This window comes from Clostridium sp. MB05 (genome assembly GCF_046581255.1).
Taxonomy (GTDB): Bacteria; Bacillota; Clostridia; order Clostridiales; family Clostridiaceae; genus Clostridium.
Window position 1 is genome coordinate 3822711 of sequence record NZ_CP174370.1, and the last position, 19603, is coordinate 3842313.

The window sequence follows — 19603 nt, forward strand, 5'->3', positions numbered from 1 at the left end:
AAGGTTACTAAAGTAGAAATTTTATAATTTTCTATACTATAAAAAGAGTAGAATTAAATCCACTCTTTTAAATGTTATTATTTTTTTAATGAGTTATATATAGTATCTAAATTATATTTCATACCTTCTAAATAACTCTTATCATCTTCTTTAGTTTCAAGACTATATATTTTTTCTACCTTTGCTCCAACTTCTTTTGCTAAAGTCTCTGATTCTTTTGAACTTGCTGCTGACTCGTTAAATACTACTTTAACATTATTTTCTCTGCAATACTTTATAAGAGATTCTAAGTTTTTAGGCGTTAACTCTCCTTCTCCAAATACATCTGCTATACTTTTTTGAGTTAATCCAAAATCTCTACATAAATAAGCAAAGGCCGCATGTCCAGTAACAAAATCCTTATTTTTTAATTCTGAAAACTTATTTCTATATTCAGCTTGAAGAGTACTGAAATCTTCTTTTAATTTTTGATAATTTTTTTCATAGTATTCTTTGTTCTTTGGGTCTATTTCAACTAAAGCATTTTTTATATTTTCTGCTTCCTTTGTTGCGCCCTCTAAACTTAACCAAACATGAGGATCTTTTCCTCCATGATTATGTTCTTCTTCTCCATGTTCATCACTATGTAAATCTTCTTCTGATGCATTTATAAAATCTATACCTTGGCTTGCTTCCACTATCTTTATGTTTTTTCCCTCTATAGTTCCTAAAACAGAATCAATCCATTCTTCCATTCCAAGTCCGTTATATATAAACATATCAGTGTTTATTAAGTCCTTTAAATCCTTTGGCTTAGGATCAAAGCTATGTGCATCACTTCCATTAGGGATTATTGAAAACACCTCTACTTTGTCTCCCCCTATAGCTTCTGTGAAATCCTTAAGAGGACTTATAGTAACCCCAACTCTTAATTTTTCTCCATTATCATTATTCCCTTTATTTATACATCCAGAAAAGGAAAGTATAACTCCTAGTATAAGAGTTACAGCTAATAACTTTTTCTTCATTCTTTCACCTCTTCTTGCAAATGATTCGCATTATTTACTGATATAATTCTATACTCTTATACTATTATTGTCAATACTACAAATAAATATAATTACTTTCTATATTTTTATTTATTAATATACTTTCCTCTCTTCTTTGGCATGTAAATATTATTAGTTGTTTAAATTTGCATCTAACTATTAAATCAATTGCTTTTTCCGTTCTATTATCATCATATTGAATAAATGCATCATCTAATATAACTGGAAATTCTATATCTTTATATATCATATATATAAAAGCTAATCTTAACGATAGGTATAGTTGATCATTAGCTCCATTGCTTAATATACCACCAGGTAATACCTCTGTCCCCTTCCTTACTTTCATCTCATATGAATCCGAAACCATGACATCATCATAATTTTCGGCTGTTAACTCCTTAAAATAACTTATAACATTAGAGTTTAAAATATTTCCGAAATTTCCCCTAACTTCTCTTAAAGCTTCATTCATTTTTTCTATAGCTAATTCTATTGCTTTCAGTTTAATCTCAAGTTTATTAATATTTTCTTTAACCTCTTCTATATCTTCTTCAATTTGTGGTATAAATCTTTTTCCTATAAACCTATTATTTATATCATTTTCTACATCTTTTATAGTCTTTTCAGCTTCAATTAATTCATTTGATTTCAATGATACTTGTTTATCTATCTCTTCTTCTGAAGAATAAGTATAATTTATATTTTCATTTATTATATCTTTTAAGTCTTCTTTTATTGTTTCTATATCCTTATCTTTAGTTAATGCTTTATAGGTTTCTTCTATGCTTTTTAAACTTCTTATTATTTCATGCCTTTGATTTATTTTTTCTTTCAGATCTAGTAATTTTTCTTCTAAACTAAATAAACCTATATCTTCTAAACCAATAAATTCTAGCTTTTCCCTAATTCTTTTTTCTCTTATAGCCAGTTCTTTTTCTAATTTTTTTATTGACTCTTCTTCCTTTTCTATATCTATTTTTATTGATAAAATTTCTTTACTAACTTTTTCATATTCCGATAACATACATATTACTTGATTTACATCTGATGTTTGAGCTAAATCTAATATGTGATTTATATACTCCTCATTAATTCTATAATTATTTTTTATAGCCTTTATATCTATTAAGGATAATTGAATTTCTTTTTCATTTATTTTTATATTTTGCTTTTCCTCGTATAAAGTAAATTCATCAAAAAGTTTTATCTTTCTAATAAAATCTTCATATGAAGTTGCCCCTACTACCTTTGTATATCTAAATATTTCTTTTTCAATTTCATTTATAGCTTCTTCTAATTTATCTATGCTAAATATATTACTATTTAATTTGCCAGTAGACTTTTTTGCTATTTTTAGAGTTATGAATTTGAAGATTAAAAATATTAATAGACTAAATAAAGGTATTATTAAAAGTAAGTTATTTTTAATAATAGTTAATGTTAATAAAATAGATACTATAGCAATGAAAATATTTATATACTTATATCTATTATCAGTTTTATTACTAATATTTTCATCCTTTGAACTATGTGAATAATGTTCAACTTTAAACTTAAGCTCTTTTAATTTGTCTTCGTATTTTTCTAATAGATTCCCAACTTCTTCTCTTATTTCATTAAACTTTATTGAACTTCCTATAAATTCTTTCTTTTTTTGTATATCATTCTTTATTATATTTATATCATCGACTAAAGAATCATGGCTTTCTATTTTCTCATTTAAAGTTTCCTGCTCCATAACAGATTTTATAAATTTATTTTTATCTTCACTGGATAAATCATCTATAAAAAATATATCCTTAAACTCATTTTTCTTTATTATATAAATCTCTTTACTATTAATTAATTTTTCTTCTGCTTCCTTATACATGTCTAGGATACTAAGATATAAGGAATTTTCGTCTTTTATATCATTTAATAATCCTTCATCTATTACTCCATTTTTTGAGGAAATACTCTCCTCAATGTATCTTTCTTTCTTTATTAGTTCCTCTCTCTTCTTTAAATACTCAGTTATTTCTTCATATTCCTTTTGAAGCTTTATTTTTTTCATATATTTCTTATATATATCTAAATTTTTAAGTTCTTTTCTTAACCCTTCTCTTTTTTCTTTTAAGTTTATTAATCTTTGTTCTTTTTCTATGTTATCTTCCGATAGTTTATATCCTTCATATCTTTCTTCAATTAATGAATTATATTTATTTCTAAGTAAATCTAATTCCCCTGTTTTCCTTGAAGTAGTTAGAGACTTCTTTATAACCTCTAATTTTTCTAAAGCCTTTTGTACTGATACCTTTTCTTCTCCACTTCCTAATAGATTAGCAGCTTTATCTATTATTTCTTCTTCCTTATCTTTAGATATGGATACTCCTAATTGACCTATAAATAAGGTTTTTACAAAAGTTGATGAGTTTACATTAAAAAAATATTTTCCTGGTTCATCATTTGGTATATTTAAAACTACTTCCCCTGATTCTGCATCTAAAACTTCTGCTATATCTTCTTTTTTAGTTGTTCCAAAGCTTCTTCTTATAATATATTTTCTTCCATTATGAAAAACATATAGTTCTCCTCTTATTTTATCCCCATCGATAGGCATGTATCTAACTCTATCATTATTTTTAATATCTTTACTCCTTTTAGAACTCATTCCATATAACCAAATTCTTATAAAATTTTGAATTGTACTTTTTCCCTTTTCATTTTCACCATATATTAAATTTATTCCATCAGTTAAATCTATTATTTTATCCTTTAGACCAGCAAAAGATATTATATGTATTTTATTTATAATCATTTAAATTCACTTCCTCATCAGATAGGCATTGTATTCCTATTTTCAAAGCCATTTTTACAATTTCATCATCATAATTATCATCTTCTAATTTCTCTAGAAGTTTCTTTGCATAAACTCCTTTAATTGAATAATCCTTTGATATTTTATCAAAATCTAATTTAACTTCTGTATTATCTACTATTTTTACAAAATAAAAGTAATCTTTTACTTTTTCAAGTATCACATTTTCATTTAATTTTATGTATGATTCTATTTCTCCTTTTAAAATGATTTTATATAAATTGTTATTTCTTTCTTCTTCATTTATAGAGGCTAGTATTTTATCTTTAATTTCCTCGTAACTAATAGAATTACTTATATCAATATCTATTACATAGTAATTTCTTTTAGATGTTTTAATAAACCTTAAGTCTACAGTTTCTTTAGATACTTCCCCAATTATTACTCCTTTATCTCCAAGTTCATCGAATCCTCTTCCTTGCGGACATCCTGAATATGCATAACAAGTATTTTTTTCTCTTAATATACCACTGTAATTATGTCTATGTCCTATTGCTATGTAATCTAATTTACTATTTTCTATATCCCTTAAAGTTATTGGATTATACTCATTTCCTTCATCATTATTAGATATGTCTCCATGAATAGTCATAATATTTATAAGCTTATCATCAACCTCTATATTTTTAAGCATACTTTTTTGGATATGATGGGAATTAAATGCTGCTCCCCATATAACTACACCTAAATTATCTAAAAACACTTTTTCAACATTTCCCTTAAAAATATGTACATTACTAGGCCAATCTACCATTTTATAAAATGATTTTTCATTATATGGATCATGATTTCCTGGTGCTATAAATACTTTTATAGTATCTATTCTCTTTAATTGGTCTTTGATAAAAACTAATGTTTTCTTATTTACTGTTAAGTTATCAAAAATATCCCCAGTTAATAATAAAATATCAACACAATTATCTAAACATAAGCTAATTATTTTGCTAAATACCTCTAAAAGCTCTTCCTTGCTTATTAGTGATATTTCTTTATTTAAATCCTTAAATGGAGTATCAAAATGTAAATCTCCAGCTTGTAATATCTTAACTTTTTTCATATTATCACCTTTATTTTCAATATTTCAAACGAACTTTTGTTCTCATTTTATCATTTTTCTTTTGAATAGACAATAATAAAACGTATTATTGAGTTATTAACTATAACAAATTAAATTAATAAAATTTATATTTGTATTGATATTTTAAAATAGAAAATGCAGGTGATATTCACCTGCAAACAATTAGTTTGTTATATTTAATTCTCCAATTCCCATACTAACATCGAAAGTGTACTTATTTTCTCCTGATGTCTTTGCAGTTACCTTACTTTCTCCTAGTCCAGAACTTGTTTTTATATTTACTGGTGCATCAGGTGGGATACTTATTCTTGTGCTCCCCATGCCACCATCAAATTTTAAGTTACCATTTATATTACCTAGCTTTATATTAATATCTCCGACCCCTGCATCAATAATTATTTCCCCTGTCTTCTCTTTTGTATCAATATCAACTTCTCCAACACCACTTTCTAAATCCAATCTATTAAATGATATATTGCTCATACTTAATTTACCTACACCTGTTTCTACTTTCATATTATCAGCTTTTACATCATTTACTTTATATTCCCCAACTCCCAATGTAAGCTTTATATTTCCATTATAGCTATTTGGTATATTAATCTTTAAATTACTTGTTGTATCTTTCTTAATGCTTACACTTCTATTAGCCCTTTCATTTATATCCAACTCACTAGAGTTTCTATCTACAGTTACTCCCTTAGATAAATTTCCTAGTACTCCAGAAATCTCTATATCTTTTCCTTCATAATATCTGATATCAACATTACTAACATCTATATTTATATTAAGATTATTTATTCCTTCGATAGACTCTATTTGATTTATACTTTTACCAGAATAATTACTTGATTTTCTACTTTCAACACCAAATTTTATGCTACATCCTGCTAGTATTGTACTTAGTGATAAAGCCAATAGTATTTTTACAACTTTTTTCATATTATTTCCCCCTATCTAATATCTAATTTTTTATCTAAATGATTTACTGATAATAAAGCAATAACAACTAGCCATACTGCTCCTAACATTGTTGATATTAAATCAATTTCTATAAAAGATCCTATTCTTAAATAAACGTATGGAAGTAATCCAGTTATAATCCATTTAATTATCTCAACAGTACTTTGGATAATTCCACCTAAAAATATAACTGCTAGTACACACAATGCTGTATTATGAATATATGATGAAAAGATTGTTATAAATGACGTAATTATAATATATGCAATTAAAGTTCCAAAGGCAGTTGATGCTGAAACTAAATTAATTATATTAGCCATAGAATTTCTTGAGAAAATTGATATTATATATACTACAAGAACTATGCTGCCTTGTAAGATTGCAAATTCTATATATTTAGCGATTATATATTCCCATGAATTAACTGGTAATGTAAATAGTAGTTTCCCCTGCTCTTTAGAAATTTGTAATGAAAACTTTATTATTGATACTATTAGGTTAACAGCTAAAAATGTTGAAATAACTGCAATATTAATTGCTGAAACAATCTCTCCTATAAAAGGTATTTTTATGAAAGTTCCAAAGGATAATAAACATAAAATTATAAAAGCTATAATATATAATATTTTGCTTATTCCTGAATTATATTTTCCGAAATTATATTTTAAAATATTTAAAACATTATTCATATGCAATTCCCCCTTTTATTCTGCAAATACTTTTCTATAAATTTCATCTATTGATGATTTATATTTTTCTCTTAGTTCTTCTGCATCTCCACTTTCTATTATTTTACCTTCTCCTAAAAATGCAACTTCATCAAAAATTCTTTCTAGCTCTCCAATATAATGCGTTGTTATTATCATGGAGCTTTCTTCTGATAAATTTTCTAATATGGCATCAAGAATTTTCTCCCTTGAAACAGGATCTACTCCTGATATAGGCTCATCTAACATATATAACTTAGCTTTTCTACTTAGAGTTAAAGATAAGCTAAATTTCTCGCTCATTCCCTTTGATAAATCTCTTATTTTTGCATTTTCATCTAAACTCATAAACTTTAAATAATTTTTCATTTTTTCTCTATTAAAATCTTTAAAAAAATCTGAGTATAAATTTATAGCATCTTTTATTTTCATTGATTTATCAAAAATATTTCTATCTTGTAAAAAAGCAATATATTTTTTAGTTTCTGTTCCTATTGAAATTTCATCAAGTTTTATAGTTCCTTTATCAACTTTTAGAAAACCTTGTATTATATTTAATAATGTTGTTTTTCCTTGGCCATTAGGCCCCATAATTCCTAGTACTTTACCCTTTTCTAAATTGAAACTCAGTCCATTTAAAACTTGTTTTCCTTTAATTTTTTTGCATATATCATTAACCTCTAATAAATTACTCATTTTTATCCTCCTTATATCGTTCTGATATAATTGCTAATATTGTTTGTCTTGTGAATCCTAGTGCTTTAGAGTCTTCAATAAATTTATCTATAGTTTCATTAAATAGCTCTTGTCTTAAATCATTAATTATATTTTCATCTTCCGTAACAAATTTTCCTATTCCTCTTTGAGTATATATTAAATTTTGATTTTCCAACTCTGCATAGACTTTCTGTACTGTATTTGGATTAACCTTTAATTCAGTTGCATATTCTCTTACTGACAAGACTCTCTCTCCCCCTCTTAATTCACCTGAAACTATTTTCTTTTTTATATAAGCAATTATTTGAAGATATATAGGCTCCTTTGAATTTAATTCAAGTACCATTAGCTTATCTCCTTTCTCGACAGTATTAGTGTATTAATTAAATAGTACACTAATACTGAGTTTATTGCTACTTTTATTTAGTACAATAATTTGATGTTAAATTAGTTTATCTCTATTTTTTATGCATTTTCTTTATTTTTCATGCTAATATATTATAAGAATAAATTTAATGTTATATATTATTATCATAACTTTATTATATAAAAAAGTAGACATATGTAAGTTTACTTACAAACTGAAGGTAAGGAAAATATAAATCAAATCTATTTTTCACATTGAATTACTAAAATCCTTATATAATCACATTTTTAAAACTTTAACCTTTCATACTTTCCTAGAAATTAAAAAAGAAAGCTACTCAAAATTAAAACATAGTTTTTATTTTGAAATAGCCTTCTCTTTTTTTGAATGGTTACAATACTTAATTCTTTGGCGGTATATCCATCCTGTCTATTAAACCCTAGTTAAATTGTTCCTGTGGCTTACTTTATTGAATTTTCGTATTGTTCAACCATTCTTTTTACCATTTCGCCACCTACGGAACCACATTGTTTTGATGTTAAGTCACCATTATAATCACTAAATGGTACTCCTAACTCTGCTGCAACTTCATTCTTGAATACGCTTAACCCTCGTCTTGCTTCTGGAACTAATGTTTTTGCCATTTGTAATCCCTCCCTTGGCTTTTGGTTTTGTAAACATACTTTTAAAGTTGAACTCCCTCTCGTTTAAAAGTTCTTTTGTTTACATTATTATATTAACCTGAATATAAATTTGTATACTTAGTAATTTATAGATATTTTGTTATATTTAATTAATCATATTTTTTATGTATTTCTACTTTATTTATATCTCCAGAAATTACATCTATATCACTATTAAAATAAATAATTTTTTCTTTTGGCAAACCTTTAAATATTATTGGTATAATAGGTGATTTTAGTTTTGTTATCATTTCCTCTAATGAAAACTCTATTAACAAGTCACCTTCTTCTACTAAGTCTCCTTCTTTAACAAATGCTTTAAATTCATTACTCTTTAAATTTATACTGTCTATTCCTATGTGAATAAATATATCAAATCCATCTAATCCTCTAACAGTTATTGAATGACCTGTAGGTGATATAGTTAATATAGTACCTTTTATAGGCGATATTAAAATATTTTTTTTAGGGTTTATAGCAAATCCATCACCAATAAGTTTCATAGAAAATATTTCATCAGGAACTTCTTCTAACCTTAAAAGTTTTCCAGTGACAGGAATCATAATTGAACTCTCAATCTTTATTCCTTTTTTAATTAGGTCTATCTTCTTTTCTTTTTTAACTATAACTTCTTTTCCATTAATAATATCTTTCATTTGCTCTTTAAGCATATCAGATTTCGGTCCAAATACAGCTTGTATATTATCTCCTATTATCATTAAATCTGCTGATCCAAAAGTTTTAAGTTTGCTCTTATTTACTAATTTCAAGTTTCTTACAGTAACCCTCAATCTAGTTATACATGCATCTAAATATGTTATATTCTTAGAGCCTCCAAAGGCATCTAAAATTTTATAAGCTAAATCTCCATCTGATATATCTATATCTACTTCACTTTCTTCCCTTTCCCTACCAGGAGTCTTTAAGTCTAACTTCCTTATTACATATCTAAAACCTATATAGTATATAATTGCAAATATTATTCCAACTATTATTACCCACCACCATTTTGTTCTGTTAGGTAATACACCAAATAATATAAAGTCTATAAGTCCACCTGAAAAGGTTAATCCAACTTTTACATTTAATAGCTGCATTATCATAAAAGATAATCCTGCAAATACACAATGTATCGCAAATAATATTGGTGCAACAAATAAAAACATAAACTCTATTGGTTCTGTTATACCTGTTAAAAATGATGTTAATGCTGCTGAAAATAATATTCCTGAAACTAATTTTTTCTTATCCTCATCAGCTTCATGATACATCGCTAAAGCTGCTGCTGGAAGCCCAAACATCATAAAGGGAAATTTGCCTGTCATAAATGTACCTGCTGTAAACTCAACTCCATCTTTTAATTGAGCAAAAAATATTGCTTGATCTCCAATTACAAGTTGACCTGCTAAATTTGTGTATTCACCAAATTGATACCAAAATGGATTATACCATATATGATGTAATCCAAAGGGTATTAATGCTCTTTGTACTACCCCAAATATAAATGCCGAAATTGTTTCATTTGCTCCTATCATACTTCTAGAAAAGTTAAGTAAAAAATTTTGAATTGGTGGCCATATTCCTGCCATTACAATTCCTAATAGGACACCTGATATAGCTGAGACTATTGGTACAAATCTTTTCCCTGAAAAAAAACCTAAAAATTCCGGCAATTTAATATCGTAAAATTTTTCATATATTATTGCTGAAGTTATTCCCATTACTATTCCACTAAACACTCCTGTTTGTAGAGTAGGAATTCCCAATACAGTAGCATACATTGGATTTTTACCAACCTGTGATAAGTCTACGCCTGCAGTTATTCCCATAGTCATATTCATTATTAAAAATCCAACTATTGATGCTAATGCCGCTACTCCATCTCCGTTACTCATTCCTATTGCTACTCCTACAGCAAAAATTAAAGGAAGATTAGAAAATATAATATTTCCAGAAGATGACATTATATTTGCTATTAATTGAATTTTATCCCCTGCTAGAATTGGAATATTATTTATTATATCTGGATTTTGTAATACTGTGCCTAATCCTATTAAAAGTCCAGCAGCCGGCAATAATGCAACTGGTAACATCAAAGATTTACCGATTCTTTGAAGTATTCCAAATGACTTCTTTAAAAATATAGTATTCATGTTTCCTCCTAAGAACTCTACACTTAAATAAAGACTTAAGCATCAAAATATTTAGCTTAAGTCCCATTGTGTGTGCTAATGATTATTTCTTAACACTGAAATAACTCTATGTATGTGCATTGTTAGATATACTATTTCATCTTCATTTACTTTGTAATCATAACTACTTTCTATATATAATTTTATTTTTTCAGCACAATTATAAGCCTCTGGATAGCTCTTTAATGCCATTTCTAAAAATTCACTATTATTATCTTCATTTTGATTATTTGTAATCACTCTTTTCGCAAAATACTTAAGGTGGGTTAATAATCTATCATAGTTTATATCTTCTTCATCAAATTCAACTGAATAATAATATCGTATTATATTCAAAATCCCTTTAATTATATTAGTTGATATTAATGATTCTTTTGCTGTTTCTTGATAACTTGCATTAACTAAATGTAATGCAATAAACCCTGCTTCGTCTTCTGGCAAGTTTATCTTTAATCTTTTATTTATATAATCAACAGCCCATAATGCAACTTTATACTCTTCCCTATGTATTCTTCTTATTTCATTTAGAAAATCATTTTTTATTTGCACATTACTTTTATATCTTTTAATTGCAAATGCAATATGATCTGATAAAGAAATATATATTTGCTTATCCAAATTTCTACCTAGTTGTTTATTAGCATAAGATATAATTTCATGTGACAATTCAAATATACCATCTGGTATTTGGTTTATAAGTTTTTTAAGCTTATTTCCCATTCTTTTATCATCTACTACAAATATCTTTTCAATTTTGTCTTCTTCTATTTCTTGACCTACTTTTCTTTTAAAAGCAATTCCAGATCCCATAACGATAACTTCGTTTTTAGTTTTAGGATCTATTGAGACAACAACATTATTGTTTAATATTTTTTCTACAATCATATTCTCTCATTCTCCTTGCATTGGAAAATAAAATACCTAAATTAAGATAAAAATCACCCTAATTTAGGTATTATCTACTTTACAGTAAAAATCCATGTACCCATATATCTATCATATTATCATTGAGAATATGTAGTGTCAAGATAGTATTACTCTTGTATATTATATCAGACAATAAAAAAATGTAACCATTTTAATATTCAATCTATTTCTAATTACTTGGTATTTTGCTTAGTTGGTAATATAATTATAAACTCACTACCTAATCCTGGCTCACTCTTAACAACTATATTTCCATTGTGAAGTGTTACTAATTGTTTTGTTAGTGTTAATCCAAGTCCACTTCCACCATGTTCTTCTGATATATCATTATAAGCTTGTCCAAATCTATCAAATATTGCTTTATGATATTTTTTATCTATTCCGATTCCAGAATCTTTAACTGATATTCTTACTAATTTCCCCATATCCACTATTCTTACTTCTATTTTTCCTCCTTTTGGAGTAAACTTAACAGCATTTCCAATTAAATTTACTATACATTTTTCTATTTCACTTTCATCACATTCTATTACCTTTTCTTCTACTTCTGGGTCAATAATGAGCTCTATTCCATTAGCTTCAACAAAGTCTTTCATAGATAATGCAACTTCTTCCACTAAATAAATTATGTCATTTTCTTCTATTTTAAGCTTATATGAACCTGATTCAATTTTTGATGTATCTATTATATTATTTATTAATTTTAGTAATCTATCCGAATTTCTTCTTAATGTCGTCATATAATAATCTAACTTTTCTTTAGATATTAATTTATCCTCTTCATTTAGTTTTGTTATTAATTGCTGAGTAGATATAATAACATTAAGTGGAGTTCTAAGCTCATGAGATAAGTTAACAAAATAATTATTCTTATATTTTTCATTTTTAATAAGTTTATCATACAGATCCTTATTCTCTTTAAACTTATTATTTAACTCTTGTGTTCTTTGCTCTACTAAGCTATCTAATATTTTCACTCTATTCCATATTATGTATACTATTATAACTATAATTATTCCATAAATTAAATATGCTATTGGTGTTTCCCAAGGCTTCATTCCAACTTTAAATGTTACAGAAGTTGGAATACTCCATTCACCACTTGAGTTTCTAGCAATTACTTTAAAGGTATATATTCCCGAATCTAGGTTTGTATAACTTGCATAATTTCTATCATCAGAAAAAATCCAATTTTCATCCAGTCCTTCTAATTTATACGAATACTGAATCTTACTAACATTTCTATAATCAGGCATAAAAAAATTAAATTGTATATGGTTATTTTTATAATCTATATTTATATCTGATAAATCTAATAATTCCTTCTCGCCATTATAAACTTTATCTATAGTTACATTTGGAGAAAACTTTTTTTCTTCTAATTCATATGGATAAAAACAAGTAAGTCCATTAATTCCACCAAAGAACATTTCGCCTTTCTTGCTTTTAAAGGAGGCGAAACCATTAAATTCATTTCCTTGTAATCCATCAGTAACATTAAAATTTATGAACTTGTTTTTATCTACATCATATTTAGATATTCCATAATTTGTACTCATCCATGGATTTCCATTATCATCTATTAAAATTCCATATATAAAGTTATTTGATAAACCTTCACTTTCTGTGTATCTATGAAATTTTTCTGTGTATTTATTAAATTTATTTAGTCCATATTGCGTTCCTATCCAAAGATTATTTTTATTATCTACTCCAATTGATTTTATTGCATTAAAACTTATACTTTCTTCATCGTCTTCATTATTTCTATAGTTTTTTATAACTCCTGTCTTTTTATCTAAACCTATTAGACCTCCATCTAAGCCAGATGCTATCCATATAACTCCAGATTTATCCTGTACTATATCAGAAAATATATTTTCTGTTATCTCATTACTAAGTAAAATATTTTTATATGATTTAAAGGTCTCTTTTCTATCGAAAGTACATAACCCATCTCTAGTGCCTATCCATAAAAGTCCCTCATCATCAATATATAAAGTTCTTACGTCATTAGAGACTAAACTATTTTCATCATGATTGTTAAAATATCTAGTAAAGCTTTTGGTTTTTTTATCATATTTATTTAATCCATGTTCTGTTGCGATCCAAATTTCATTTTCAATTCCCGCTATATCTCTAATATAATCATTACTTAAGGAATTAAAATCATCTGAGCTTTTAAATTTTGTTATATCACCTTTTTTTCTATCTATTACATTTAATCCTTCGTGTACTGTACCTACCCATAAAAGCCCATCATCATCTTCATATATTCCAGCAATCATGTTTTCACTTATCGAATTAGCATTAAAAGGATCATTCTTATAATTTTTAAATGAGGTTTTTGGATTAAATAAACTTATTCCATCATAGGTTCCCACCCATAAAGTTCCAGATTTATCTTCAAATAAACTTAATGTATTATTACTTACTATACTTTGAGGATCATATATTTTTGATTCGTATGTTATAAACTTTTTTTCATTCTCATCAAATCTGCTTAATCCATTATTAGTTGCTACCCATAAAAGACCTCTACTATCCCTTAATATGTACCTTACAAAATTACCAGGTATAGATGAATCTTTTTTAGGATCATTGATAAATGTTTCTATTTCATTCGTTTTTAAATTTAATTTATTTAACCCTCCACTATATGTACCAATCCATAAATTATCTGATTTATCTGCATATAATTTAAAAATAAAATTATCACTAATTGAATTAACTGATTCATTAGAGTAATATTTTATAATTTCTTTTGAACTATTTACAATTTTATTTAATCCATCCTCTGTTCCTACCCATAAATTCCCATAAGAATCTTCAACAATAGAATAAACAAATTGACTACTTAAAGAGCTCTTTTCTTCACTAGAGTTATATAGCCTTTCAAAGTTATCACTTTCTTTATTATAAATATTTAACCCATCTTCTGTAGCTATGTATATCTCACCTTTTGAATCTACTAAAATTTCTGTTACATTATAGTTTGACAAATTACATCCGTCTACTCCAGGTAAATAAATTTTTATTTCTTTTGTATTAATATCTATTTTATTTAATCCCCTAGAAGTTCCAACCCATATATTACCTTCTTTATCTTCATTTATCGCAGAAATATAATTACCACTTATGCTATTGGGTTTATCTTTTCTATATCTAAATACTTCAAATTTATTACCATTATATTTATTTAATCCATCAGCTGTACCAATCCACATGTACCCTTTACTATCTTGAAATAAATACTCAACAGATGTTTGAGATAAACCATCCTCTATTGTAATTCTTTTAAAATTAATATTTTTATCTTCATTAGTTAATGCTAATGCATCATAACTTATATTTATTAATAGAGTAATACTTATAAAAATTATAAACGATACCTTGTATAGTTTTTTCCTCATACTCATCCCTCATAGATAAATTTTAAAATATATTATTAATTATATCAGATTTTGGCAAATTTTATATAAATAATTGCAGTTGACTTTAATCTAATAAAAAACATGAAAAAATAAGAGAGTGTAAAATCTTACACTCTCTTATGGCAGGGGCAGTAGGACTTGAACCCACAACCAACGGTTTTGGAGACCGCTACTCTACCAATTGAGCTATACCCCTCCAACAAAAATTATTCTATCATGATATTTTAATCTTTGTCAAGATAATAATTCATTACTTATAATGAAGTCTCATTTTAATACTATATTACCTATTAACTATAACTATATAATATAACATAACAAAACAAAAAGCCAACGATTTAAAATCGCTGGCTTTTACTTGGCAGGGGCAGTAGGACTTGAACCCACAACCAACGGTTTTGGAGACCGCTACTCTACCAATTGAGCTATACCCCTTTGCAACAATAACTATTATATCTTATGTAGACATAAAAATCAACTATTAATATTAGTTTTTGTTTTTATGCTATTAATTAACTTGCTTGTATTATCAATTAATACATTATCATTGCTTTCTGTGTTTAACTCTATATAAATACAATCGACTTTTATTTTATTTTTTAAATCATCTATGTCACCTAATTCATTATCATGAACAAATACAATGTTAGATTCCTTTATATCTCTATCATTAATAATATTTTTTATGCTATTATCTTTTATTTTCTTAGCTTGTATTCCAAGATCTCTAAACAAATAGTCAAATTTATCTGTATCTGTAACTATAATATAATCTTTATACTTCTTTAAATCTTCTTTTGCCTTTGCCAAGAAATCATCTAATTCTTTAACAACCTTATTATAATTATCTTCATAATAGCTTCTATTTTTAATGTCCTTCTCTTGTAGTGAAGATTTTATATTATATAGTGCAATCTTATATTCATTAAACCCTAATAGGTAATATGGATTTTCTTCATTTACTGCTTTTAACTCTGTTACCATTGGCCTTATTCCTCTACTCATATTTATAATTCCTAAATTTGAGTTTTTAGAACTTTCTATTATATCATTTACCCATTTTTCATATCCCAATCCATTGTATATAAATAAATCCATATTCAAGATATTATTTAGAACATTATCATTAACCTGAAAAGCTTTAATGTCCTTTTCAGTATTTAATAGATATTCAATACTATGTTTATCACCAACTAATGATTTAACCATTTTATATTGTTCTTTATTAACAGTTAATATGTTTAAAAAAATATCCTTTTGCTCATCTAACTCATCAGTAGGATTAGCCATTAATGGATTATAAGAAAAAGTTAGTCCTAAAAATAAAATAGAAGTAAAAATAACTAACGCATATGTTAATTTTTTCATAAAATTTTCCTCCGAGGAATGTATAATCTCTCTCTACTTTTATCATATCTTATCATTAATATATAAAAATTACAAATTACTTATACAGTAAATTATTTATATTTTACTACAATTCAATTCATTTTACCATATTATGTATATTATTTTAACTTTCCTTTTTTTATTATTTTGGATAGAATATATTAATATAGAATATTTAGAGAGGAGATCATTTATGCATTTTTACGTTAATAATTTGGAAGAAACTACTAATATAGGTTATTCCATAGGTAAACTTTTAAATCCAGGTGATATAATTTGTTTAACTGGTGATTTAGGAACTGGTAAAACACATATAACTAAAGGAATTGCTAAAGGATTACACATTGATGAACATATAACTAGCCCCACTTTTACTATTGTTAATGAATATGATTCAGGTAGGCTTAAACTATATCACTTTGATGTTTATAGAGTTAGTGATCCAGATGAAATCTATGCAATTGGATTTGATGACTATATATTCTCAGAAGGTGTTTCTATAATTGAATGGGCTAATTACATAGAAGAAATTTTACCTAAGGAATATTTACATATTTTAATAGAGAAGGACTTATCAAAAGGCGAAAATTTCAGAAAAATTTCAATTGCTCCATATGGAGACCGATATAATTATATAAAGGAGTTAAATTTATGATAGTTTTAAGTATTGATTCAGCTTCTAAAGTAGCAACCGCTGCACTTTTAAGTGAAAATGCTTTAATAGCCGAATATACATTAAATAATAAAATGGAACATTCAACTTTGATAATGGATATTATAGATAAATTATTAAAAGATTCAAATCTATCGATTGATGATGTAGATGGATTTGTTGTTTCAAAAGGTCCAGGTTCGTTTACAGGTTTAAGAATTGGCATGGCTACAATAAAAGGCTTAAGTTTTGGGTCAAATAAACCTTATATTAGTGTATCAAGTTTAGATGCTCTTGCATATTCTCTTATAAGCTTTGATGGAATAATATGCCCTATAATGGATGCTTTAAGAGATAGTGTATATACCTGTCTATACAGAAACAATAATGGAAACTTAGAAGCTTTAATTGATTATTCTGCCCTTGAGTTAGATGAATTAATTGAGTTATTAAAAATCAAAAATGAAAAAGTGATATTTACAGGTGATGGATTAATTAAGCATAGAGATTATTTATCAAAAAATCTTCCTAATGCTTCTTTTGCACCTAATCATTTAAGTGTAATAAGAGCCTCATCTTTAGGTGACTTAGGCATTAAATTATTACTAGATAATAAATATGATGAATTAAATTCTTCTCCATTTTATTTAAAAAAGCCTCAAGCTCAGAGGGAACTAGAAAAGAGGTTAGCTTTAGAAAATGAAGGTAAGCTATAGTTTAATGACTGACGAAGATATTGATGGCGTCTTAAATATAACCAACTTATGTTTTTCTACCCCATGGAGTAGAAGTTCCATTTCAGGTGAATTAAGTAATCCATTAGCTAAATATATAATAGCTAAAGATATAGAAAAAAACTCTGTTATAGGTTTCGTTGGAGTTTGGATTATAGTTGGAGAAGCTGATATAACTAACATAGCTGTTCATCCAAACTATAGGAAACTTGGAGTAGGTAGTAAATTATTATCTTCACTAATAAACATATGTGATGATCTAAGTTGTTCATTAATTAACTTAGAAGTAAGAGCTTCAAACATTTCTGCTCAAAATCTTTATAAAAAATTTTCTTTTATTGAAAATGGTCTTAGAAAAGGATATTATGAAGATACTAAAGAAGATGCTATTTTAATGACTTACTTTAATAATAAAAAGGTATAAACTCTATGTAAAGTTTATACCTTTTTTCTATTAATTAGCCTTTTTTATTAATGGCTCTTCTTTTTCTTCTTTTGTTCTCATACTTTTTACTAATATTAATGCAGTTATTATAGTTGATAAAACATCACTAACTGGTTGTGCAATCCAAACTCCATTTAGTCCTAATCCAAAAATTCTTGGTAAGATTAATATAAATGGAATCAATAAAATTACTTGTCTAAGTAAACTTAAAAACATTGCTGTTTTTGCTTCTCCTATAGATTGAATATAATTTGATCCTGTTATTGATATTCCTATTATAGGAAGCATAAGCAAGTATATTCTCATCCCTTTAACTGATATTTCCATAAACTTAGGATCTTTATTAAATATTCCTATTATGGCTTCTGGGAATGTTTGAACTATTATAAATGCAAATGTTAATATTATTGTAGCTACTAAAGCTGAAAGCTTAAAAGCCTTCTTAGCTCTCTCCTCTTGTTTTGCTCCATAATTAAATCCAATTATAGGTTGTGCTCCTTGATTTATACCAAATATAGGCATTAAACACATTAATGCTACTGATGATATAGTAGCCATTGCTCCTATTGCTAAATCAGTTCCATATGTCTTTAAAACATTATTAGATATAACTTGAACTAAGCTTGCTGCTATTTGCATAGAAAAAGGAGCTGCCCCTATTGATAATATTTTAATAGTTATTTCTTTATCTAGCCTTAAGCTTGATCTAACAAATTTTAAGTTAGATCTTCCACTGACATAATAGCCAATTCCTATAGCTGCAGTTAAAAACTGAGATATAACAGTTGCTATTGCTGCACCTTGTATGCCTAAATTAAATATAAAAATAAACACTGCATCTAAAACTATATTTGTTATACACCCAATTACCATGATAATTGCTGATAATTTAGGATTTCCATCACCTCTTATTGTATTATTAATAGTAAATGCTATTAAGTTAAATATTGTTCCTAGTAAAATTATGTTTATATATGATTTCGCATAATATAAAGTTTCACTGCTTGCTCCAAATTTACTTAGTATTACATCGCCAAAAACTAATCCTATAATAGTTAATATAACTGAAATAATTACTGATAAAGTTATTGCATTTCCAATTACCTTAGATGCTTCCTCTTTTTTGCCTTGCCCAAGTTTTATTGATATGGATGTAGTAGCACCAATACCAATAAGCATTGCAAACCCAAGAATTATAGTTGTAATAGGCATAGTTACGCCAACTCCCGTAATAGCTAGTGAACCTACCTCTGGTATATTTCCAATAAATATTCTATCAACAACATTATATAAAGCATTTACAATCATACCTATTATTGCAGGTACAGAATACTTCAATAATAATTTACCTATTGATTCATTTGCAAGTAATTGTTGAGTTCCCATTAAATCACCTCTTTTTTAACATTTTGTCTATATACATTTTA

At 26.5% G+C, this 19603-nt stretch carries 16 protein-coding genes and 2 tRNA genes; 3 read left to right on the forward strand and 15 right to left on the reverse strand.

The features are described from left to right. Positions 1 to 77: 77 nt before the first annotated feature. The 14 genes from ACH36K_RS17960 to ACH36K_RS18025 form a co-directional block, all read right to left on the reverse strand. Positions 78 to 1007, reverse strand: coding sequence for a metal ABC transporter substrate-binding protein (locus ACH36K_RS17960; protein WP_411168952.1), 930 nt, complete (start codon positions 1005 to 1007; stop codon positions 78 to 80). Between the two features lie 76 nt (positions 1008 to 1083). Further along, positions 1084 to 3828, reverse strand: coding sequence for an ATP-binding protein (locus ACH36K_RS17965; protein WP_411168953.1), 2745 nt, complete (start codon positions 3826 to 3828; stop codon positions 1084 to 1086). Next, positions 3815 to 4945 carry a metallophosphoesterase family protein gene (locus ACH36K_RS17970; protein ID WP_411168954.1) on the reverse strand — a complete coding sequence of 377 codons (1131 nt, stop codon included), beginning with the start codon at positions 4943 to 4945 and terminating at the stop codon, positions 3815 to 3817. Before ACH36K_RS17970 ends, ACH36K_RS17965 begins: the two co-directional genes overlap by 14 nt. Positions 4946 to 5128: 183 nt before the next feature. Further along, complete coding sequence (locus ACH36K_RS17975; RefSeq protein ID WP_411168955.1) at positions 5129 to 5908, reverse strand: DUF4097 family beta strand repeat-containing protein; 780 nt, start codon at positions 5906 to 5908, stop codon at positions 5129 to 5131. Positions 5909 to 5919: 11 nt separating this feature from the next. Continuing rightward, on the reverse strand, positions 5920 to 6618 hold the full coding sequence (locus tag ACH36K_RS17980) for a hypothetical protein (RefSeq protein WP_411168956.1): 699 nt from the start codon (positions 6616 to 6618) through the stop codon (positions 5920 to 5922). A gap of 15 nt (positions 6619 to 6633) precedes the next feature. Continuing rightward, positions 6634 to 7332, reverse strand: coding sequence for an ABC transporter ATP-binding protein (locus ACH36K_RS17985; protein WP_411168957.1), 699 nt, complete (start codon positions 7330 to 7332; stop codon positions 6634 to 6636). Continuing rightward, complete coding sequence (locus tag ACH36K_RS17990; protein WP_411168958.1) at positions 7325 to 7699, reverse strand: GntR family transcriptional regulator; 375 nt, start codon at positions 7697 to 7699, stop codon at positions 7325 to 7327. The genes ACH36K_RS17985 and ACH36K_RS17990 overlap by 8 nt, the downstream gene beginning before the upstream one ends. A gap of 482 nt (positions 7700 to 8181) precedes the next feature. Next, positions 8182 to 8364, reverse strand: coding sequence for an alpha/beta-type small acid-soluble spore protein (locus tag ACH36K_RS17995; RefSeq protein WP_322389989.1), 183 nt, complete (start codon positions 8362 to 8364; stop codon positions 8182 to 8184). Positions 8365 to 8513: 149 nt separating this feature from the next. Next, the gene (gene ptsG / locus ACH36K_RS18000) at positions 8514 to 10556 is read right to left on the reverse strand and encodes a glucose-specific PTS transporter subunit IIBC (RefSeq protein WP_411168959.1); all 2043 of its coding nucleotides are present in this window, start codon (positions 10554 to 10556) and stop codon (positions 8514 to 8516) included. Between the two features lie 75 nt (positions 10557 to 10631). Next, a complete protein-coding gene (gene licT / locus ACH36K_RS18005; RefSeq protein WP_411168960.1) occupies positions 10632 to 11480 on the reverse strand; it encodes a BglG family transcription antiterminator LicT in 849 nt (282 codons plus the stop codon). 215 nt (positions 11481 to 11695) lie between these two features. Beyond that, on the reverse strand, positions 11696 to 14935 hold the full coding sequence (locus ACH36K_RS18010; protein WP_411168961.1) for a two-component regulator propeller domain-containing protein: 3240 nt from the start codon (positions 14933 to 14935) through the stop codon (positions 11696 to 11698). A gap of 141 nt (positions 14936 to 15076) precedes the next feature. Further along, positions 15077 to 15152 (reverse strand) — tRNA-Trp (locus tag ACH36K_RS18015). A gap of 163 nt (positions 15153 to 15315) precedes the next feature. Continuing rightward, a tRNA-Trp gene (locus ACH36K_RS18020) sits at positions 15316 to 15391 on the reverse strand. 39 nt (positions 15392 to 15430) lie between these two features. Beyond that, a complete protein-coding gene (locus tag ACH36K_RS18025; RefSeq protein WP_411168962.1) occupies positions 15431 to 16324 on the reverse strand; it encodes a metal ABC transporter substrate-binding protein in 894 nt (297 codons plus the stop codon). A gap of 214 nt (positions 16325 to 16538) precedes the next feature. Between ACH36K_RS18025 and tsaE the strand changes: the two genes are divergently transcribed. Genes tsaE through rimI form a run of 3 tightly spaced genes read left to right on the forward strand, consistent with a single transcriptional unit; the run spans position 16539 to position 18155 of the window. After that, positions 16539 to 17000 carry a tRNA (adenosine(37)-N6)-threonylcarbamoyltransferase complex ATPase subunit type 1 TsaE gene (gene tsaE, locus ACH36K_RS18030; RefSeq protein WP_322458877.1) on the forward strand — a complete coding sequence of 154 codons (462 nt, stop codon included), beginning with the start codon at positions 16539 to 16541 and terminating at the stop codon, positions 16998 to 17000. Beyond that, positions 16997 to 17713 carry a tRNA (adenosine(37)-N6)-threonylcarbamoyltransferase complex dimerization subunit type 1 TsaB gene (gene tsaB, locus ACH36K_RS18035; RefSeq protein WP_411168963.1) on the forward strand — a complete coding sequence of 239 codons (717 nt, stop codon included), beginning with the start codon at positions 16997 to 16999 and terminating at the stop codon, positions 17711 to 17713. The genes tsaE and tsaB overlap by 4 nt, the downstream gene beginning before the upstream one ends. Then, positions 17697 to 18155, forward strand: a complete 459-nt coding sequence (gene rimI, locus ACH36K_RS18040) for a ribosomal protein S18-alanine N-acetyltransferase (RefSeq protein ID WP_322379154.1) — start codon at positions 17697 to 17699, stop codon at positions 18153 to 18155. The genes tsaB and rimI overlap by 17 nt, the downstream gene beginning before the upstream one ends. A 30-nt stretch (positions 18156 to 18185) precedes the next feature. Here rimI and ACH36K_RS18045 read toward each other — a convergent pair whose 3' ends face one another. Beyond that, positions 18186 to 19562 (reverse strand): MATE family efflux transporter, encoded by a 1377-nt coding sequence (locus ACH36K_RS18045; protein WP_411168964.1) that lies wholly within the window; start codon positions 19560 to 19562, stop codon positions 18186 to 18188. Between the last annotated feature and the right edge of the window lie 41 nt (positions 19563 to 19603).